The 15230-nt window shown below is 65.9% G+C and carries 15 protein-coding genes and 1 other RNA gene; 7 read left to right on the top strand and 9 right to left on the bottom strand.

Features of this window, described 5'->3' with window-relative positions; genetic code table 11:
* Positions 1 to 126: 126 nt before the first annotated feature.
* The 3 genes from QRM60_RS15810 to QRM60_RS15800 are packed head-to-tail and all read right to left on the bottom strand — an operon-like array spanning position 127 to position 2630.
* Positions 127 to 495 carry a hypothetical protein gene (locus tag QRM60_RS15810; protein ID WP_285446575.1) on the bottom strand — a complete coding sequence of 123 codons (369 nt, stop codon included), beginning with the start codon at positions 493 to 495 and terminating at the stop codon, positions 127 to 129.
* Between the two features lie 51 nt (positions 496 to 546).
* Positions 547 to 1323 carry a LytTR family DNA-binding domain-containing protein gene (locus tag QRM60_RS15805; protein ID WP_103701925.1) on the bottom strand — a complete coding sequence of 259 codons (777 nt, stop codon included), beginning with the start codon at positions 1321 to 1323 and terminating at the stop codon, positions 547 to 549.
* Positions 1320 to 2630 (bottom strand): histidine kinase, encoded by a 1311-nt coding sequence (locus tag QRM60_RS15800; RefSeq protein WP_115572392.1) that lies wholly within the window; start codon positions 2628 to 2630, stop codon positions 1320 to 1322. The genes QRM60_RS15805 and QRM60_RS15800 overlap by 4 nt, the downstream gene beginning before the upstream one ends.
* Before the next feature lie 191 nt (positions 2631 to 2821).
* Between QRM60_RS15800 and QRM60_RS15795 the strand changes: the two genes are divergently transcribed.
* Positions 2822 to 4039, top strand: a complete 1218-nt coding sequence (locus QRM60_RS15795) for an FAD-dependent oxidoreductase (protein WP_014506460.1) — start codon at positions 2822 to 2824, stop codon at positions 4037 to 4039.
* 4 nt (positions 4040 to 4043) lie between these two features.
* On the opposite strand, the gene QRM60_RS15790 is transcribed toward QRM60_RS15795, so the two are convergent.
* A non-coding RNA gene (locus tag QRM60_RS15790) (sX9 sRNA) lies at positions 4044 to 4118 on the bottom strand.
* Positions 4119 to 4188: 70 nt separating this feature from the next.
* Positions 4189 to 4380 carry a hypothetical protein gene (locus QRM60_RS15785; protein ID WP_014506459.1) on the bottom strand — a complete coding sequence of 64 codons (192 nt, stop codon included), beginning with the start codon at positions 4378 to 4380 and terminating at the stop codon, positions 4189 to 4191.
* Between the two features lie 280 nt (positions 4381 to 4660).
* On the opposite strand from QRM60_RS15785, the gene QRM60_RS15780 reads away from it, so the two are divergent.
* From QRM60_RS15780 to QRM60_RS15760, 5 genes are all read left to right on the top strand, one after another.
* Positions 4661 to 5212, top strand: a complete 552-nt coding sequence (locus tag QRM60_RS15780) for an isochorismatase family cysteine hydrolase (RefSeq protein WP_285446574.1) — start codon at positions 4661 to 4663, stop codon at positions 5210 to 5212.
* 137 nt (positions 5213 to 5349) lie between these two features.
* Entirely contained in the window at positions 5350 to 5865 is a 516-nt protein-coding gene (locus tag QRM60_RS15775) for a ferritin-like domain-containing protein (RefSeq protein ID WP_115539531.1), read from the top strand.
* A gap of 40 nt (positions 5866 to 5905) precedes the next feature.
* Positions 5906 to 6412: a ferritin-like domain-containing protein gene (locus tag QRM60_RS15770; protein ID WP_011038765.1), complete on the top strand. Its 507-nt coding sequence runs from the start codon at positions 5906 to 5908 to the stop codon at positions 6410 to 6412.
* Between the two features lie 137 nt (positions 6413 to 6549).
* Positions 6550 to 7449, top strand: coding sequence for a manganese catalase family protein (locus QRM60_RS15765; protein WP_012439362.1), 900 nt, complete (start codon positions 6550 to 6552; stop codon positions 7447 to 7449).
* Positions 7450 to 7530: 81 nt separating this feature from the next.
* Complete coding sequence (locus QRM60_RS15760) at positions 7531 to 7875, top strand: hypothetical protein (protein WP_285446573.1); 345 nt, start codon at positions 7531 to 7533, stop codon at positions 7873 to 7875.
* Between the two features lie 124 nt (positions 7876 to 7999).
* Here the strand turns inward: QRM60_RS15760 and QRM60_RS15755 are convergent, their stop codons facing one another.
* Both QRM60_RS15755 and QRM60_RS15750 read right to left on the bottom strand, forming a co-directional pair.
* Positions 8000 to 8572 carry a hypothetical protein gene (locus QRM60_RS15755; RefSeq protein ID WP_040941885.1) on the bottom strand — a complete coding sequence of 191 codons (573 nt, stop codon included), beginning with the start codon at positions 8570 to 8572 and terminating at the stop codon, positions 8000 to 8002.
* A gap of 792 nt (positions 8573 to 9364) precedes the next feature.
* Positions 9365 to 12898, bottom strand: coding sequence for a CheR family methyltransferase (locus QRM60_RS15750; protein WP_285446572.1), 3534 nt, complete (start codon positions 12896 to 12898; stop codon positions 9365 to 9367).
* A gap of 201 nt (positions 12899 to 13099) precedes the next feature.
* Here QRM60_RS15750 and QRM60_RS15745 point away from each other — a divergent pair, with 201 nt between their 5' ends.
* A complete protein-coding gene (locus QRM60_RS15745; protein WP_040941887.1) occupies positions 13100 to 13483 on the top strand; it encodes a response regulator in 384 nt (127 codons plus the stop codon).
* On the opposite strand, the gene QRM60_RS15740 is transcribed toward QRM60_RS15745, so the two are convergent.
* Entirely contained in the window at positions 13477 to 13704 is a 228-nt protein-coding gene (locus QRM60_RS15740; protein ID WP_285446571.1) for a hypothetical protein, read from the bottom strand. The two genes, QRM60_RS15745 and QRM60_RS15740, sit on opposite strands and share 7 nt — an antisense overlap.
* Positions 13701 to 14984, bottom strand: a complete 1284-nt coding sequence (locus QRM60_RS15735) for a sigma-54 dependent transcriptional regulator (protein WP_014506450.1) — start codon at positions 14982 to 14984, stop codon at positions 13701 to 13703. Before QRM60_RS15735 ends, QRM60_RS15740 begins: the two co-directional genes overlap by 4 nt.
* Positions 14985 to 15230: the final 246 nt, after the last annotated feature.

Genomic DNA, 15230 nt, shown 5'->3' with positions numbered 1-15230 from the left:
CGCTTGCCGTCAGTGCGTATTCAGCAGGCTTGCGTGACGCGCTGCCGCATTGCCGCCGCTGGTTTCGCAGTGCAGGGCTGCTCTGGGCAACCGATACAGCGCACGCGTGGCACATCGGCAGCACCATCAACCGTGGCAATCCGCGCCGGGGGCGCTGATGTCCACGCAGGTATGTGCCTGCCTGCTCACGCCGCGTACGGCGCGCTCCTGGCCCGGCGCCAGGGTGAAGCGGTCCAGCGTCTGCCGGGCGCAGGCCGCAGCCTTGCCGGCACCCGCCGCTGGGCGGGCGCACTGCTCCACGTACACCAGGTAATGGCACTGCCCGCTGCTGCTGGCCAGGCAATGCATGCTCAATTCGCTGGCGGTGGCCAACGTCTTGCTGAAGAGCACATCGCGGCCCTCGCTGGTGGCGCGGGTAATGGACGTGGTGCCATCACGTTCGTGGCAGCCGGCCAGGGCCAGCAGGCAATACACCAGGGAAGCGAGCAAGCGCATGGCGGCAATCCTTTCAGTCGATGCGGTACGGGGGAAGACGGGGTGCGGAGCTCACATGCCGCGAAACAGGCTCATGAAGGGCTGGCTCACGGTGAGCGTTTCGCTGCGGCCGCGGAGCGCCAGGCGGCCCTTGCCGCTGTCGTCGCGCACCACCGAGGCTACGGCTTTCATGTTGACGATGGTGGAGCGGTGGATCTGCTTGAACACGTGCGGGTCCAGCACGTCGAGCAACTCGCGCAACGGCGTGCGCAAGATCGCCTCGCCGGCGGCGGTCATCACCGTGGTGTATTTCTGGTCGGCCTGGAAATAGGCCACCTCATCCAGGGCGATCAGCCGCGTTTCGCGGCCGCTGCTGGCGGTGAGCCAGGCCAGTGGCGGCGCGGCGCTGGCTGCGCCCGGGCGTGCGGCCAGGCGCTGCAGCAGCGATTCCAGCATGGCGCCATCGGGCTGGCCGGCGGCGGCGCGTTGTTGCACGCGCTGCCAGGTGGCCTGCAGCCGCTCGCGGTTGATCGGTTTGAGCAGGTAGTCCACCGCGCCCTGCTCGAACGCATCGATGGCGTATTGATCGTAAGCGGTGACGAACACCACCTGGGTGCGCGGGCTGACCTCGCGCATCGCGCGTGCCACCTCGATGCCAGTCAGACCGGGCATGCGGATATCTAGGAACACCACATCCGGTTGCTGGGTGGCGATGGTGTCCAGCGCACTGGCGCCGTCTTCGCATTCGCCCACCACCTGCAGCTGCGGGCAGACCTCGGCCAGCAGCGCGAGCAGGGATTGCCGCAGCAGCGCTTCGTCTTCGGCGATCACCGCACGCAGCGCGCTCATGCCTGCACCTGCGTCTGCGTGGGGGCAGTGCTGGGCAGCGGCGGTGGCGCCGCGGCGGTAGATGCGGATGCGGGCGATGACACTGCCGGCAGCGGCAAGCTGATGGTGGCGGCCACGCCACTGGGGAAGTTGGACACGATCGCAAAGCTCGCCTTGCCGCCGTAGATCAGCTGCAGCCGCTCGCGCAGGTTCTTCAGGCCGATGCCGGTGCCGTGGCTGTGGTTGTTGAAGCCCTGGCCGTCGTCTGCCACCGTGAGGGTGACCTGGTCGTCCTGGCGGCGCGCCAGGATCCACACCGTGCCACCGCCGGGCTTGGCTTCCAGCCCGTGCTTGATCGCGTTTTCTACCAGGGTCTGCAGCATCATCGACGGCAGCTGCAACGTGCGCAGTTCGTAGGGCACTTCCACCTGCAGCGCCAGCCGCGTGCCCATGCGGATCCGCAGGATCTCCAGGTACGCCTGGGTGCGTTCGAGTTCTTCGCCCAGGGTGGCGATGGCACCGTCGGCGCTGGGCAGCGAGCTGCGCAGGTACTGGATCAGATGGCCGATCATGATGTCGGCGCGCGGCGGATCGGTGCGCGCCAGCACCTGCGCGCTGGCCAGCGTGTTGTAGAGAAAATGCGGCTCGACCTGCGCATGCAGCAGGTTCAAGCGCGCCACCGCCAGCTCCTTTTCGATCACCGATTGTTCGGCCGCGGCCTGCTCGTCGCGGCGCTGCTCGCCGACCCGGCGCACCACCGCGCGGTTGATCGCCTCGGCGTTTTCATAGTTGCTGCCCTCATCCACCGCGAACAGGTCCACCCAGGCGCCGGCATCGGGCTCGCACAACAGCGTGACGCTGCTGGTGCCCTGCCCTGGGGTCACCGTCACCAGTACCTGGTTGCGCTTGATCGCAAAGCGCGCAAACAGATTCCAGCGCGAGGGCTGGCGCCCTTCGTACGGGTCGATGCGGCGCACCTTTGCGCGGATCAGCAAGCTACCCGGTGCAGGCTCCACCTCCTCCACGCGCGGCAGGGCGCGCACCGCATCTTCGACCACCGCAAAGGCGGCCTGCGCATCCAGCGGAATCTCGATCTGGCGGCGTTGCCGGCTCGACAAGGCATCGTGGTCCAGGCGCCCGGCAATCAAGCGCACCCGCCGCACATGCGTGATCGAACTCATCAAGGCCATCACCATCAGCACGATGCTGATCAACCCGAAGAACGAGCCTGCCGAGCCGAACAGCTGCGCCCACATGATGCCGGCCACGATCAGCGCGGCGGCCCAGGCAAACACGATGCGGACAATCAGGAACACGCTGGCGGACACGGCAGATGGCTCGGTGGGTGGACGCGGCGAGCATAGCCGGCACGCGGCGCGCGCAACGGCCCAGGCGACGAATGGGCGCAAACGCGCCCTCAATTGCCGGTTCGGCGGAGCAAACCCGCAGGCGCCGCGCGCGGACAGCGGCAGCCTGCGCGGTATGCTCGCCGCCTGCCGTCCACTGCACCGGGAGCCACATGCATCGTCGTCATTTCCTGCAAGGCAGCGCCGCCGTGCTCGCGCTCGCATCCAGCGGCGGCTGGGCGGCAACGCGTACCAGCCGCAACGCCTTGGTAATGCCATCGGCCCCTGGCGTGGCGCCAGCGCCTGCCGCGCAGCCGGTCGGGTTCGCTGCCACGCCGCCGCTGGCGCCGATCCGCGCATCGGTCGATCGCATCATCGCGGTGAACGGCTGCACCCGTCCGTTCCGCGCGCAGGGGCCACGGATCGAAGCCGAGCGCATCGGCCGCAAGACCGTGGTGCACAACTACGGCCATGGTGGCAGCGGCTGGTCGTTGTCGTGGGGTGCGGCCGAGCACGCCTTGCGGTTGGTGCGCAGCGCCGATGCCGATGTGCGCGAACTGGCAGTGATCGGCTGCGGTGCGATTGGCCTGACCACCGCGCTGGTGGCACAACGCGCCGGCCTGCGCGTGCGCATCTACGCACGCGAGCAGTTGCCCGATGTGCGTTCGTTCTATGCCACCGGCGTGTGGTCGCCCGACTCGCGTGTGTGCACCAGCGCCGAGGCCACCGCGGCGTTTCGCACCCGCTGGGAGGAGATGGCGCGCATCTCGTTCCGGCGCTACCAGACCCTGCTCGGTTTGCCGGGCGAGCCGATCGAATGGCGCGATGGCTATGCGTTGTCGGACGTGCCGTTCGACCAACGCATCGCCTCGCCCGAAGCACACGAGCCGGACTATCCACCGCTGGAACGCGACCTGCTCGGCGACCTGGGGCCGCACTCCGAGCCGGTGGCCGCCGGCGCGCATCCGTTCCCGGTGCCGTTCGTGCGCCGTTACAGCCAGCTCACTTTCAACCTGAGCACCTACGCACGCTTGCTGATGGATGATTTTCTGCTTGCCGGCGGCGAGCTGCACACGCGCAGCTTCGACAGCCCGCGCCAGTTCGCCGACCTGCGCGAGAAGTGCGTGATCAATGCCACCGGCTACGGCGCGCGTGCCCTGCTGGGCGATGAAAGCGTCATTCCGATTCGTGGGCAGACCGCGCGGCTGATCCCGCAACCGGAGGTCACCTATGGGCTGGTGTGGCGCGGCCACAATCTCAACGTGGTGCCGCGTCGCGATGGCATCCTGGTGCAGTCGCAAGGTCCCAACGACTACAACAACGCCGATGGCGCGCCGGACCGCGCTGCATCGGAAGCGGCGGTACGCGAACTGGCGCGTCTGTTTGCCTAAGAGCTCCTAACAAAACATAGCGAGCAGTCGTCAGGTAGGTGCGGACGGCGCGGAGGAACCGGCGTGTACGGGGCTACATGCCGATTCCGAGCAGCGGCCGCGCCCGCCTGGCGGCTGCGCAGTCGTTGTGATCGCTGCTCTAACGCCACTTAGCCCTGCAGCGACGCCTGCAGGGCACTGGCCAAGGCGGCATCGCCGCTGACCAGGTCTTCCCAGCGCAGCACCACGCCCTTGCGCTTGCCCTTCTCCACCAGCTTGAGCGTGTCCGGGTCGATGGTCAGCGTGTAGGTCTGCTCGCCGATGCGCAGTTCACGGCGCAGGGGTTTATCCAGTGGCGTCATTGCGGTGGTCCGTTTTGCAGGAAGGTCAGTTGTAACGCACCGGCGAGCAGGCCGGTGCAGACGCCGCGTCGACGCCGCGTTCATTGCCGCTGTACGCAGCGTGCTTAGCCTCGTGCGTGACCACTGACGAGGAGGCTTGCATGCCGACATTCTTCTCTGCCAGCGCACTGACCCGCGGTCGCCGTGCCCCATGGGCATGCCTCGCGCTGCGACCTGCGCACCCCTGCAACAGGCGCGTACGTCGGCCGGGCATGGTGGCGCTTGCCGTCGGAGCACGGCCATGAGCACGCAGCGCTCTGCCCTGTTGATCGTGGACATGTTCAACCGCTTCGATTTCGATGGGGGCGAGCAACTCGCCCATCGCGCGCAAGGCGCTGCACGCAGCATCGATGCGCTGGCACAGCGTTATCGGCAGGCACAACGGCCGGTGCTCTACGCCAATGACAACTTCGCCGCCTGGCATGCAGACCTTCCCGCGTTGATTGCGCTGGCCTCGCAAGCGGATGCGCGTGGCTGCGAGATCGCGCGCCTGCTCACACCGTATCCGCAGGATTACCAGTTGCTCAAGCCCAAGCACTCAGCGTTCTTGAACACGCCGCTGGCGCCGCTGCTGAAGGACCTGCAGGTGGAGCGCCTGGTCATCACCGGCGTGGCGCTGGATGTCTGCGTGCTGGCCACCGCCATCGATGCCGCTGCGCATGGGTTCGCTGTGAGCGTGCCGCGCGATTGCGCCACCGCCGAAACCGACGTGCGCGAAACCTGCGCGCGCACGATTCTGCAAGACGGTTTCCACGCGGCGTTGGCGCGCTCTGCGTCGATCGAACCGGCGTGATGCATCGATGCGCTCCATCGCATTGCGCGGACTGAACAGGCCGCCATCGCACCGGGTTCACCGCACGCACCAATCGTCCTAACACTCGGCTGATTAGCGTAGGCAACACGCAACGACATGACCGCAGAGATCCAACGATGACGACGATGCAATCCAGGGAACGTTTGGTGAAGTGGCTGCAGGACGCCTACGCCATGGAGAAGGAAGCCGAAACCATGATGAAGGCGATGGCCGCGCGCATCGAGCACTACCCGGAGCTCAAGCATCGCATCGAGCAGCACGTGCAGGAAACCCAGCAACAGAGCGCAGGCGTGCAGCGTTGCCTGGAATTGCTCGACGGCAGCGTCCCCACCGCCAAAGGCATGTTGAGCAGTGTGCTCGCCAGCATGCACGCAGCGGGCAACTCGATGATGACCGATGAGGTCACCAAGGGCGTTGGCATCAGCTATGCCTTCGAGCATATGGAAATCGCCTCGTACCGCGCTCTGGTGGTTGCCGCACGCATTGCCGGCGAGCAAGAGGTCGCGCAGATCTGCGAAGACATCCTGCAGCAGGAAATCGAGATGGCCGAGTGGTTGATCGAACACCAGGAAGCCATCGTCGTCGCGTTTCTTGAACGCGAACAACTGGAAGGCGTCACCGCCAAGCGTTAGTCCGCCCCATCCCCTTCGTCCACCCAGAAAGGAGCCACTCATGGCGATCAAAACCGTTGAAGAATTGTTTGTCCACGAACTGTCCGACATCTACAGCGCCGAGAAGCAGCTGACCAAGGCGTTGCCGCGCCTGGCCCGCGCCGCGACCGAGCCCAAGCTCAAGCAGGCCTTCGAAACGCATCTGGAAGAAACCCAGGGCCAGGTCGAACGTATCGACCAGGTGGTTGAACTGCTCAGCATCAAGCTCAAGCGCATCAAGTGCGCGGCGATGGAAGGCCTGGTCGAGGAGAGCCGTGAGGTTATCGACTCGATCGAAGCCGGCCCGGTGCGCGATGCGGCCCTGATCGGGGGCGCGCAGAAGGTGGAGCATTACGAGATTGCCTCGTACGGCACCATTGCCGCGCTCGCCAAGCAGCTCGGCTATGCCGATGCATTGAAGCTGCTGCTGGAAACGCTGGAGGAAGAAAAAGCCACCGACGAAAAGCTCACCCTGCTCGCCGAACAGGGCGGCAACCAGAAAGCATCCCAAGCCAGCAAGGCGGCCTGATGTTCCGCGCGGGGCGGCCCTGCCCGCCCCGCGTTTCCTGCTGATCCTCAGCAAATCTCCCTCCGCAAGCCAGCCCCGCGTCCTGTCCGCTCTTGCAGTGGCAGTTGTTGCCTGGCGCCAGTCATGGAGCGAAACCCATGTTCATGCATAACAAGCGTTTGATGTACACCGTCCGCGTTGCCGAGCCGAATCCGGATCTGGCCACGCTGATGCTCGAGCAGTTTGGCGGACCGCAAGGCGAGCTGGCTGCGGCCATGCGTTACTTTACCCAGGCGCTGGGCGAGGACGATCCGGGCCGCAAGGATCTGTTGTTCGATATCGCAACCGAAGAATTGAGCCACCTGGAAATCATCGGCTCGATCATTGCGATGCTCAACAAGGGCCCAAAGGCGGTGCTCTCCGAAGGCATGGAAGAAGCCATGGAGATGCGCAACATGACCCAGAACAGCACCAGCCACACGCAGCAGATTCTCTACGGTGGCGGTCCGGCGCTGGTGAATTCGGCCGGCGTGCCGTGGACGGCCGCGTACGTGGATTCCATCGGCTGCCCCACCGCCGACATGCGCTCGAACATCGCCGCCGAGGCGCGCGCCAAGCTGGTCTACGAGCGCCTGATCAATGTGACCAACGATCCGGGCATTGTGGATGCACTGCGCTTTCTGATGACGCGCGAAGTGGCGCATCAGAAGTCGTTCGAAAAAGCGTTGTATTCGATCGAACCCAACTTCCCGCCGGGCAAGCTGCCGGGCGACCCGCGCTTCACCGACAAGTACTACAACATGTCGCAGGGCGAAGGCGACATGGTCGGCCCGTGGAATGCCGGCGAGCAGTGGGAAGTCATCGCCGACCGCGAGCAGCAGGCTGCAGTGGATGGCGGCGACGGCCTGGCCACGGTGGCGCTCGATGCCACCCAGACCAAGGCGCTGGATGCGATGTCGCTGCGCCTGCTGTCCAACCCGGAGCTGGACCGCGTCACTGGCGCAGACCTTGGCGCCGGCCCGGGCGCCGGTTCCACGACCGGTGATATCCAGCGCTGATCCCACCGCGCAACCGCGCATGACTGCCCGGGCCGTTCGCGGCCCGGGCGTTTTTGCTCACCGCACGACACAGGAGTTGCCATGAACGACAAGCCGAAACTGGAGACCCACGACGAACGCCAGTCGGCGTACCGCGGCGACGGCGGCGATGCGTCCGTCGACGGCCGTGGCCGGCACGATCCTTCTGCCGCTGACACCGCTGATGCCGCGCCACCGCAGGACGGCCAGCCGCAAGCCTATTACCCGCGCGGGCATGGCCATGGCGGTGGGCTCGGCGAAGGCGAACCGGACGGCCATGCCGAGCGCGACGGCCAGACCCAGCCCAACTTTGGCCAGAGCGGCACCTATGGCAAGCAGGACCATCAGCAGGCCCAGCAACGTGCCCGCGCAGACAGCGATAGCGATAGCGAAGGCGACGACACCTGACCTCGATCCTGTCGGGACGACATCGCTGCCCACTCGGCATCGTTGTATCGGTTTCACTGAAACACCAAGGGGCGCAGCGCGCCCCTTCTTCATGTGCTCTGCTGCGCGCCCGGTGCGCAGGCGCTCAAGCACGTAACAGCGGCGCCGGGCGTCCTTCCGCTGCCCATTCGGGGCGCACGCCGGCCGCTGCAGCGCAACGCTCCAGGCGCCATGGGCTGAGATGGCGCATTGCCTCATGGCCGCTGAGCTGCAACCACTGCGCAACATCGCCATCGATACACAACGGCCGGTGCGTGGGCATGCTGGACGACGAGGCCACCAGCAACGAGAACCCCATCTGCAGGCGGCCGCCGATATCCATCACATTGCGCAGCCCGGCCGCGTACAGCGCGCGATTGTCCGGGCTCAACCAGGTGGCCGCTGTATTGCCATCCACCGAGGCGGTGCACACGAATCCGCATAACGGAATCGCGCAGCGCTGGGTTTCCCAGATGGCCAGATCCACACCGCCCAGCCAGCTTGGCTCCTGCATGTGCAGCGAGCGTTGCTGACCCGGCGCGCGGCGGCCGAAGGTGGCACGCTCCTCGCGCTTACCGCCGCGGTCGGCGACCAGAATGTCGGCATCGGCACCCACGCCGACCTCGACCCATGCGTTGCTCGCCACCCTGGCGGACAACTGAAGAATGCGGGTAATCATGACTGCTCCACTGTGCGTAACGCCCTGTACAAACAAGCCACGCAAAAAACGCGCCAAGTCTTGAACGATGCAGTACTTACGCAATGTAGACATGCCAAGGCCCTTGCACGCTGGTCTTCAAAAATTTCTCACATCACGCCGCAAGAACTGCATTGGCGTGCAAGAATTTCCATGGCGCAGGCGTATGGAAACGCGAGTGGTGCGGACAGCGAGCGCATCTGCACCAACGTTTGAAGCAGTGTTGCGAACGCATCTATCCGTGTGCAGGAGATGCGCAGCGCAGCCACGCCGCTGCGACGAGTCCGCAGCAAGACGATCGAGCAGACTCAGGCAATGCATTGCACATTCACCGGCGCTGGCTGTTGCCATACACGCCGACAATCACGCTGGGCAGTAGACGAACGCGCTGCATGCGTGCCGAAACAACGGGCACCTGGCGCAGCGCAATGACACGCACTGCGCTGCGCCAGTGTCATCGCACTAGTTCTTGCTGCCACCGGCGGCCAGGCGCCCTTGAAGGGCAAGACTGCGATAGCGGCGCACGGCGGCCCGTCTGGGCGCAGCATTGAGACCGCGCCGAACAGCTGCACTTGCCCCTTCACCGCTAACAAGCCGGAACCCAAACATCGCGTCGCGCCAACGCCACGCCTGCTGCATTGCCGCCAGCGACGCCAATGCAACGCACAGCGTAGGAGCGCGCTTGCGCGCGATGGGACTCACACGCAGCGCCGCCCTGCAGGGACGCGACACCAAACCCGCATCCCTTCGCCCCAGCAACGTGGGGCGCTGCCCTCAGTCGTCTACCGACGTCAGCGGCAGCTGGATCTCGCATTCCAATCGCGTGTCGCTGAGCTCGTAGCGGGTCTGCGCGCCGTGGCTGTAGGGCAACGCCTTTTCGATCAGGCGCCTGCCGAAGCCACCCGCGTCCGCGCGCACGGACCGCTGTTGCAGGCTGGCGCCCTCTTCCACCCACGACAACACCAGCCGTGCAGGCGCGTTCTCGCTGGTCTCCACCCGCCAACGGATGGTCAGCGTGCCGGTGTCCACCGCCAGAGCACCGTATTTGCGTGCGTTGGTGGCCAACTCGTGCAATGCCAGTGCCAGGGTCTGCACGGTGGATTTGCGCAACGCCACGTCCGGCCCGTCGAGGACGATGCGGCGCTGATCCGGCTCGGCACCGAGCGCATCCAGCTCCATGCGCAACAACGCGCCGATGGTGGCCGGCGCATTCTCTGCCTGCGAGAGCAGCCCCTGCACACGCGAGAGCGCGGCCAGCCGGTCTTCGAACCTGCTGGCGAACTCGTCCATGGTGCCGCTGCCCTGCATGGTCTGCGTCGCCACCGACTGCACCACGGTGATGAGGTTACGGGTGCGGTGCTGCAGCTCGGTCACCAGCACGCGCTGCTCTTCCTGCAGGCGACGCAGGTTGTCCGACTCGGTGGAGGTGCCCAGCCATTCCAGCACGTGCCCGTTGTCGTCGCGCACCGGCGCGCTGCGGGTATGGAACCAGCGGTAGCCGCGCTCGGCCGCATTGTAGAGCCGGTGCTCCACGTCCAGCCCGCCGCTGGCCGGGCAGTCGCGCCACGCGTCCATGGTGAGTTCGCGATCGTCCGGGTGCACCGCTTCCAGCCAACCCAGCTCGCGGCTTTCCTGATCGGCCTGGCCGGTGTAGGCCGACCATTGCGGGCTGGACCAGGTCCAGCGGCCGCCATCGAGCGAGCGCCACACCAGCTGCGGAATACCCTCCATCAAGGTGCGCAGGCGCTGCTCGCTACCGCGCAGCGCATCTTCGGCACGGGTCAGCGGGGTGACATCCATGAAGGTGATCACCGCCCCGCCGATGAAGTTGTCCACCGTGCGGTACGGCAGCACGCGCACCATGTAGCGTGCGCGCGTGGTGGGGTTTTCCACCTCGCGGTCGAGCACCGCCAGCGTGCGGATCACCCGGCGCACATCGTCCTGCAATTCCTCGTAGGCCACGCGCATCTTGATGTGGCTGATCGGGCGATGGATATCGCTTTCCACCAACGGCACGATGTCGGTGACGGCCGGGGTGAAGTTGGTCACGCGCAGTTCGTTGTCCAGAAACACCGTGGCGATCTGGGTGCTTTCCAGCAGGTTCTTCAGATCGCTATTGGCATGCGCCAACTCCTGCACGCGATGCGCCAGCTCGCCGTTGACGGTGGTGACTTCCTCGTTGACCGACTGCAGCTCTTCCTTGGAGGTCTCCAGCTCTTCGTTGGCGCTTTGCAGCTCTTCGTTGAGCGACTGGTATTCCTCGTTGGAGGACTTGAGCTCCTCGTTGGTGCTCTCCAGCTCCTCGATCATCGCCTGCAAGCGTTCGCGGGTGATGCGCAGCTCGTTCTCCAACACCTGCACATGTTCGTTGTCGGAGGCGGGTGGTTGCGACGCTGATTCCGCAAGCTCGCGCAGCTCCACTTCCTGGAACAACACCACATAGCCACGCGGCACCTCCGAATCGGAGGTAGGCTCCACGAAGATGTCCACCGCCCAGGTGACCCCGTCACCACGCATCTGAATGCCCTTGACCTGCACCGGCGCGTTGTCGGCCTCTGCACGGCTCAGCGCACCGCGCAGTTCCAGGCGCAGATCGCGGTGCACCAGGTTGAGCAGGTTGAGGCTGGGCGGGCCGCTGCCGGGGCGCACGAAGCGCCCGGCCTGCGCGGAGAAATGCATCACATCGAAGTGCTCGTCCAACACCGCGTACGCAGGCGCGTAGCGGTCGGCGATGCGCTCGCCCGCACGCACCAGCGCCTGGCTGGACGAACGCAAGCGCTGCACCGGCGCCGGCACCTTGCCCGGGCGCGCCGGCGACAATGACGGAAAGGTGGAATGCAGCCGCGTCTCGGCGTCGATCTTCTGGAACACGCGGAAGCTGCGCTCCACCGGTGCGAATAATTTCGCGTGGCGCGAGACGTTTTCCGCATTGCCCAGGAACAGGTAGCCGCCCGGCTTCAACGCAAAATGGAACAGCGGGATCACCCGGTTCTGCAGTTCGGCATCCAGATAGATCAGCAGGTTGCGGCACGACACCAGATCCAGCCGCGAGAACGGCGGGTCCTTGACGATGCTGTGCTGGGAAAACACGCACAGCTCGCGCAACTCCTTGCTCACCGCATAGGTGTCACCTTCCTTGGTGAACCAGCGCTTGAGGCGCTCCGGCGCCACTTCGCCCACGATGCTGGAGGAATAGCGCCCCACGCGTGCGGCGGCCAGCGCGCGGCCATCGATATCGCTGGCGAAGATCTGGATCTGCGGCACCGACTCCAGCGTCTCGGCATGTTCGCGCAGCAGCATCGCCAGCGAATACGCCTCTTCCCCGGTGGAACACCCCAGCACCCAGACGCGCAGGTTGTCGCCATTCTGCTTGCCCTGGAATAGCCGCGGAATCACCTGCTGCTCCAGGAACTCGAACTCGCGGCGGTCGCGGAAGAACTGGGTCACCCCGATCAGCAAATCGTTGAACAGCAGCAGCGGCTCGTCCTGGCGGCTGCGCAGTACATCCAGGTATTGGTCCAGGGTATCGACCTGCACCACCTGCATGCGTCGCTGCACGCGGCGCAGGAAGGTGGCGCGCTTGTAGCCGTGGAAATCGTGCCCGGTGGTGTTGCGCAGGATACCGGCGACCTGACTGAGCTGATTGCTCTCCGCGCCGCTGCGCACGCCTTCCGGCACGGCATGCGCAACACCGTGATGCCGTTGCATGTGCGCGGAGATGCGTGCGGCCACGCGCGGCAGCGGCAGGATATCGTCGGACACCGCGGCCGGGCTGCTGGCGCTATGCAGATCCAGCCCGTGCAGGGACGCATCGCCCACCACCAGCGCCAGCCCACCGCATTCCTTGATCGCCGCCGTGCCCAACGTACCGTCACCATCCACGCGGCCCATGATCAGGCCGATGACGTTGCCATCCTGGTCGTGCGCCATCGAGACGAAAAAGCTGTCGATCAGGCCATGGTCGCTTTCGCCATCCAGCGGCCGCAGACGCAGGCGGCCTTCTTCCAGCGTGACCAGGGTATCGGCCGGCGGCAGATAGAAGCGGCCTGGCTGCAAGCGGTCGCCGTCACACGGCGCCACCAACTGCTGGGATTGGGGGCCAAGCAGGTCGCGCAGCCGCGCTTCATCCAGCAGCGCACGGTCGCGCAGCAGCAGCATCACCGCCAGGTTGGCCCCGTTGCCGATGGTCTCCAGCAGCTCGGCCAGCCGCGTGGCATCCAGCCCGGTGGCGCCCACGCCCAGAATGAAAAGGGAGGAATGCACAGCGGCGTCGCTGTGGACGTCGCTGCGGAGGGAGGTGTCGGTCATGAGAGTCGCATCAGCCAGCGACAACTGGCCGCCATAGAACGTAGATGATCGCGCAAACCGGCATCGCCTGCCATGACACCCCGCTTCCGGCCGCTGCATGTGCAGGTCTGACGCGCCCGCTTACGCATACCGTTAACCGACGTTGCGTACATCATGCGCTGCGCGACTCTCTACACCTTAGCGTCTTACCGGAGTCATCCCATGCACGACAGCCCCTTGCGCGGCCGCCGCATCCTGGTGGTCGAAGACGATTATTTGCTGGCCGAATCGCTCAACGATCTATTGGCCGAGGCCGGTGTCAAGGTGGTGGGACCGGTGGGCAACGTGCCCGAAGCACTGTCACTGGTGGCATCGGGGATCGGCATCGATGGCGCCCTGCTGGATGTCAACGTGCGCGGCCAGGCGGTGTTCCCGGTGGCCGATGCGTTGCTGGCGCGTGGGGTGCCGTTTTCGTTCTGCTCCGGCTACGACCGCTACACGCTGCCGCCGCGGTATGCGCATCTGTCGTACTGCATGAAGCCCTACAACCCGCGCACCATCACCACGCTCCTCAGCCGCCAGCAGGCGCCCGTCGAACATCACTGATCGGCCGTATCCGGCGCGGTTTCTATGGGTTGCAGCGCGCGTTCTTCTTCGCCCAGCTGGTTGAGCAGCTCCACCGCGGACTGGTGCGCGGTGCGCAGGGTGTCCAGCGGTTTGGAAGGGATTTCGGCGCGCAGCGAATACAGCGCGAAGCCCATCACATTGAGCCGGTTACGCAACTGATGCATGAGCTCGCGGCGACGCAGGTGGGCCGCATCGCTCACGCGTTGTCCTTGTCACTCAGGCGGTTGTGCAAGGTGCGCACGCTGATGCCGAGTTCGCGCGCAGCCGCCTTCTTGTTGTAGCGGGTGCGTGCCAGCGCCGCTTCGATCATGGCGTCTTCGGCCTGGCGCATGGTCCAGCCGGCCGGAATCAGCAGCCCGTCTTCGTCGGCCTGCGGCACGGTCTGCTCCACCTCGGGTGCGACGAGCAGGTCGCCATCGGTGCGCAGGTACAGGTAACGGATGAACGAGCGCAGCTCGCGCACGTTGCCCGGCCAGGTGTGGTGGGCCAGATAGCGCAACAGCGATTTGGTGGGCAACTTGCGCTTGCCATAAGTGGCGTTGAGCTCGTCGATCACGCGCAGGCCGAGCAGGCGCGCATCGCCGCGGCGCTCGCGCAAGGGCGGCACCTGGATCGGGTATTCGTTGAGGCGATAGAACAGGTCCTCGCGCAGCACCGCCTGGTCGCGCTGCACGCGCTGGTGGGTGGCGGCCACCACGCGTGCATTCAACGGGATCTCCTCGCTGCCGCCCACACGCATGAAGGTGCGCGACTCGATCGCCCGCAGCAGGTACACCTGCAGGCGCATCGGCATCTCGCCGATTTCGTCCAGGAACAGCGTGCCGTCGGCCGCCTGTTCCAAAAAGCCCGCATGGCGGCGGTCGGCACCGGTGAAGCTGCCGCGCTCGTGGCCGAACAACTGGCTGGCCAGCAGTTCTTCCGGAATCGCGCCGCAGTTGACCGGCACAAAGCGCCCGCGGCGCCCGGACACGCGGTGGATGGCGCGCGCCACCAGGTCCTTGCCGGTGCCGGTTTCGCCGGTCACCAGCACGTTCAGATCGGTCGGCGCCACGCGCACGATGTCCTTGCGCAGCGCCACGATGCTGTCGCTGTTGCCGACGATGCCCAGGTTGCCCTGCTGCGCCTCACGCAGCCCGCCCAGCACCCGCTCCAGACGCTCGGGGGCGAACGGCTTGGTGAGGAACTCGCTGACACCGAACTGATGCGCACGGCCTTGGGTCTCGCGCGCGTAGTCGCCGGACACCACCACGATCTGCGGGGTGTGGTCCGGGTCGAGCCGCTCGATCAGGTCGAAGCCGCTGCCGTCGGGCAGGCCGACGTCGACGACCAGCAGATCGGGGAAGTTGCTGTCCAGCCAATGGCTGGCTTCGCCAAGCGAATGCATCCCCTTGGCGCGGAAGCCGCTATCGGTGGCCAGCTCCACCACCTGATCGCAGAACTCCACGTCGTCGTCGATGATGGCGCAGGAAAGACGGTCCATAGGCGCTTCTGTCCGCAATGACTAGTACATGTTCGGTTGAAAATTGTGACGACGGCGCGAAGATCGCAGCCTGTCACCCCCCGGTCCTTCACCCGCTGACAGCGGAACCATCCCACGCTTGCCCCGGTTGCGGCTAGAGCTCGCCACACCGCCTTCGGACGTTCGCCGGCCACAGCGGGTTCTACCAGTGCCAAGCGTCATGGTCCGGCCCGGTCGGCGTGCCAATCCCGCACACGCGCCAAGTAC

This window comes from Xanthomonas sp. fls2-241-TYG-148, assembly GCF_030208815.1.
GTDB lineage: Bacteria > Pseudomonadota > Gammaproteobacteria > Xanthomonadales > Xanthomonadaceae > Xanthomonas > Xanthomonas campestris.
The sequence above is the reverse complement of the archived record's forward strand: the minus strand, read 5'-3'. Positions and strand labels throughout refer to the sequence as shown.

What these genes read in the sequence shown, in the direction of transcription:
- QRM60_RS15805 (WP_103701925.1), bottom strand. Translation starts at nt 1,323, where the DNA reads ATGAGCGCGCTGCGTGCGGTGATCGCCGAAGACGAAGCGCTGCTGCGG.
- QRM60_RS15760 (WP_285446573.1), top strand. Translation starts at nt 7,531, where the DNA reads ATGAACGACAAGCCGAAACTGGAGACCCACGACGAACGCCAGTCGGCG.
- QRM60_RS15810 (WP_285446575.1), bottom strand. Translation starts at nt 495, where the DNA reads ATGCGCTTGCTCGCTTCCCTGGTGTATTGCCTGCTGGCCCTGGCCGGC.
- QRM60_RS15750 (WP_285446572.1), bottom strand. Translation starts at nt 12,898, where the DNA reads ATGACCGACACCTCCCTCCGCAGCGACGTCCACAGCGACGCCGCTGTG.
- QRM60_RS15735 (WP_014506450.1), bottom strand. Translation starts at nt 14,984, where the DNA reads ATGGACCGTCTTTCCTGCGCCATCATCGACGACGACGTGGAGTTCTGC.
- QRM60_RS15785 (WP_014506459.1), bottom strand. Translation starts at nt 4,380, where the DNA reads ATGACGCCACTGGATAAACCCCTGCGCCGTGAACTGCGCATCGGCGAG.
- QRM60_RS15795 (WP_014506460.1), top strand. Translation starts at nt 2,822, where the DNA reads ATGCATCGTCGTCATTTCCTGCAAGGCAGCGCCGCCGTGCTCGCGCTC.
- QRM60_RS15755 (WP_040941885.1), bottom strand. Translation starts at nt 8,572, where the DNA reads ATGATTACCCGCATTCTTCAGTTGTCCGCCAGGGTGGCGAGCAACGCA.
- QRM60_RS15745 (WP_040941887.1), top strand. Translation starts at nt 13,100, where the DNA reads ATGCACGACAGCCCCTTGCGCGGCCGCCGCATCCTGGTGGTCGAAGAC.
- QRM60_RS15765 (WP_012439362.1), top strand. Translation starts at nt 6,550, where the DNA reads ATGTTCATGCATAACAAGCGTTTGATGTACACCGTCCGCGTTGCCGAG.
- QRM60_RS15770 (WP_011038765.1), top strand. Translation starts at nt 5,906, where the DNA reads ATGGCGATCAAAACCGTTGAAGAATTGTTTGTCCACGAACTGTCCGAC.
- QRM60_RS15775 (WP_115539531.1), top strand. Translation starts at nt 5,350, where the DNA reads ATGACGACGATGCAATCCAGGGAACGTTTGGTGAAGTGGCTGCAGGAC.
- QRM60_RS15780 (WP_285446574.1), top strand. Translation starts at nt 4,661, where the DNA reads ATGAGCACGCAGCGCTCTGCCCTGTTGATCGTGGACATGTTCAACCGC.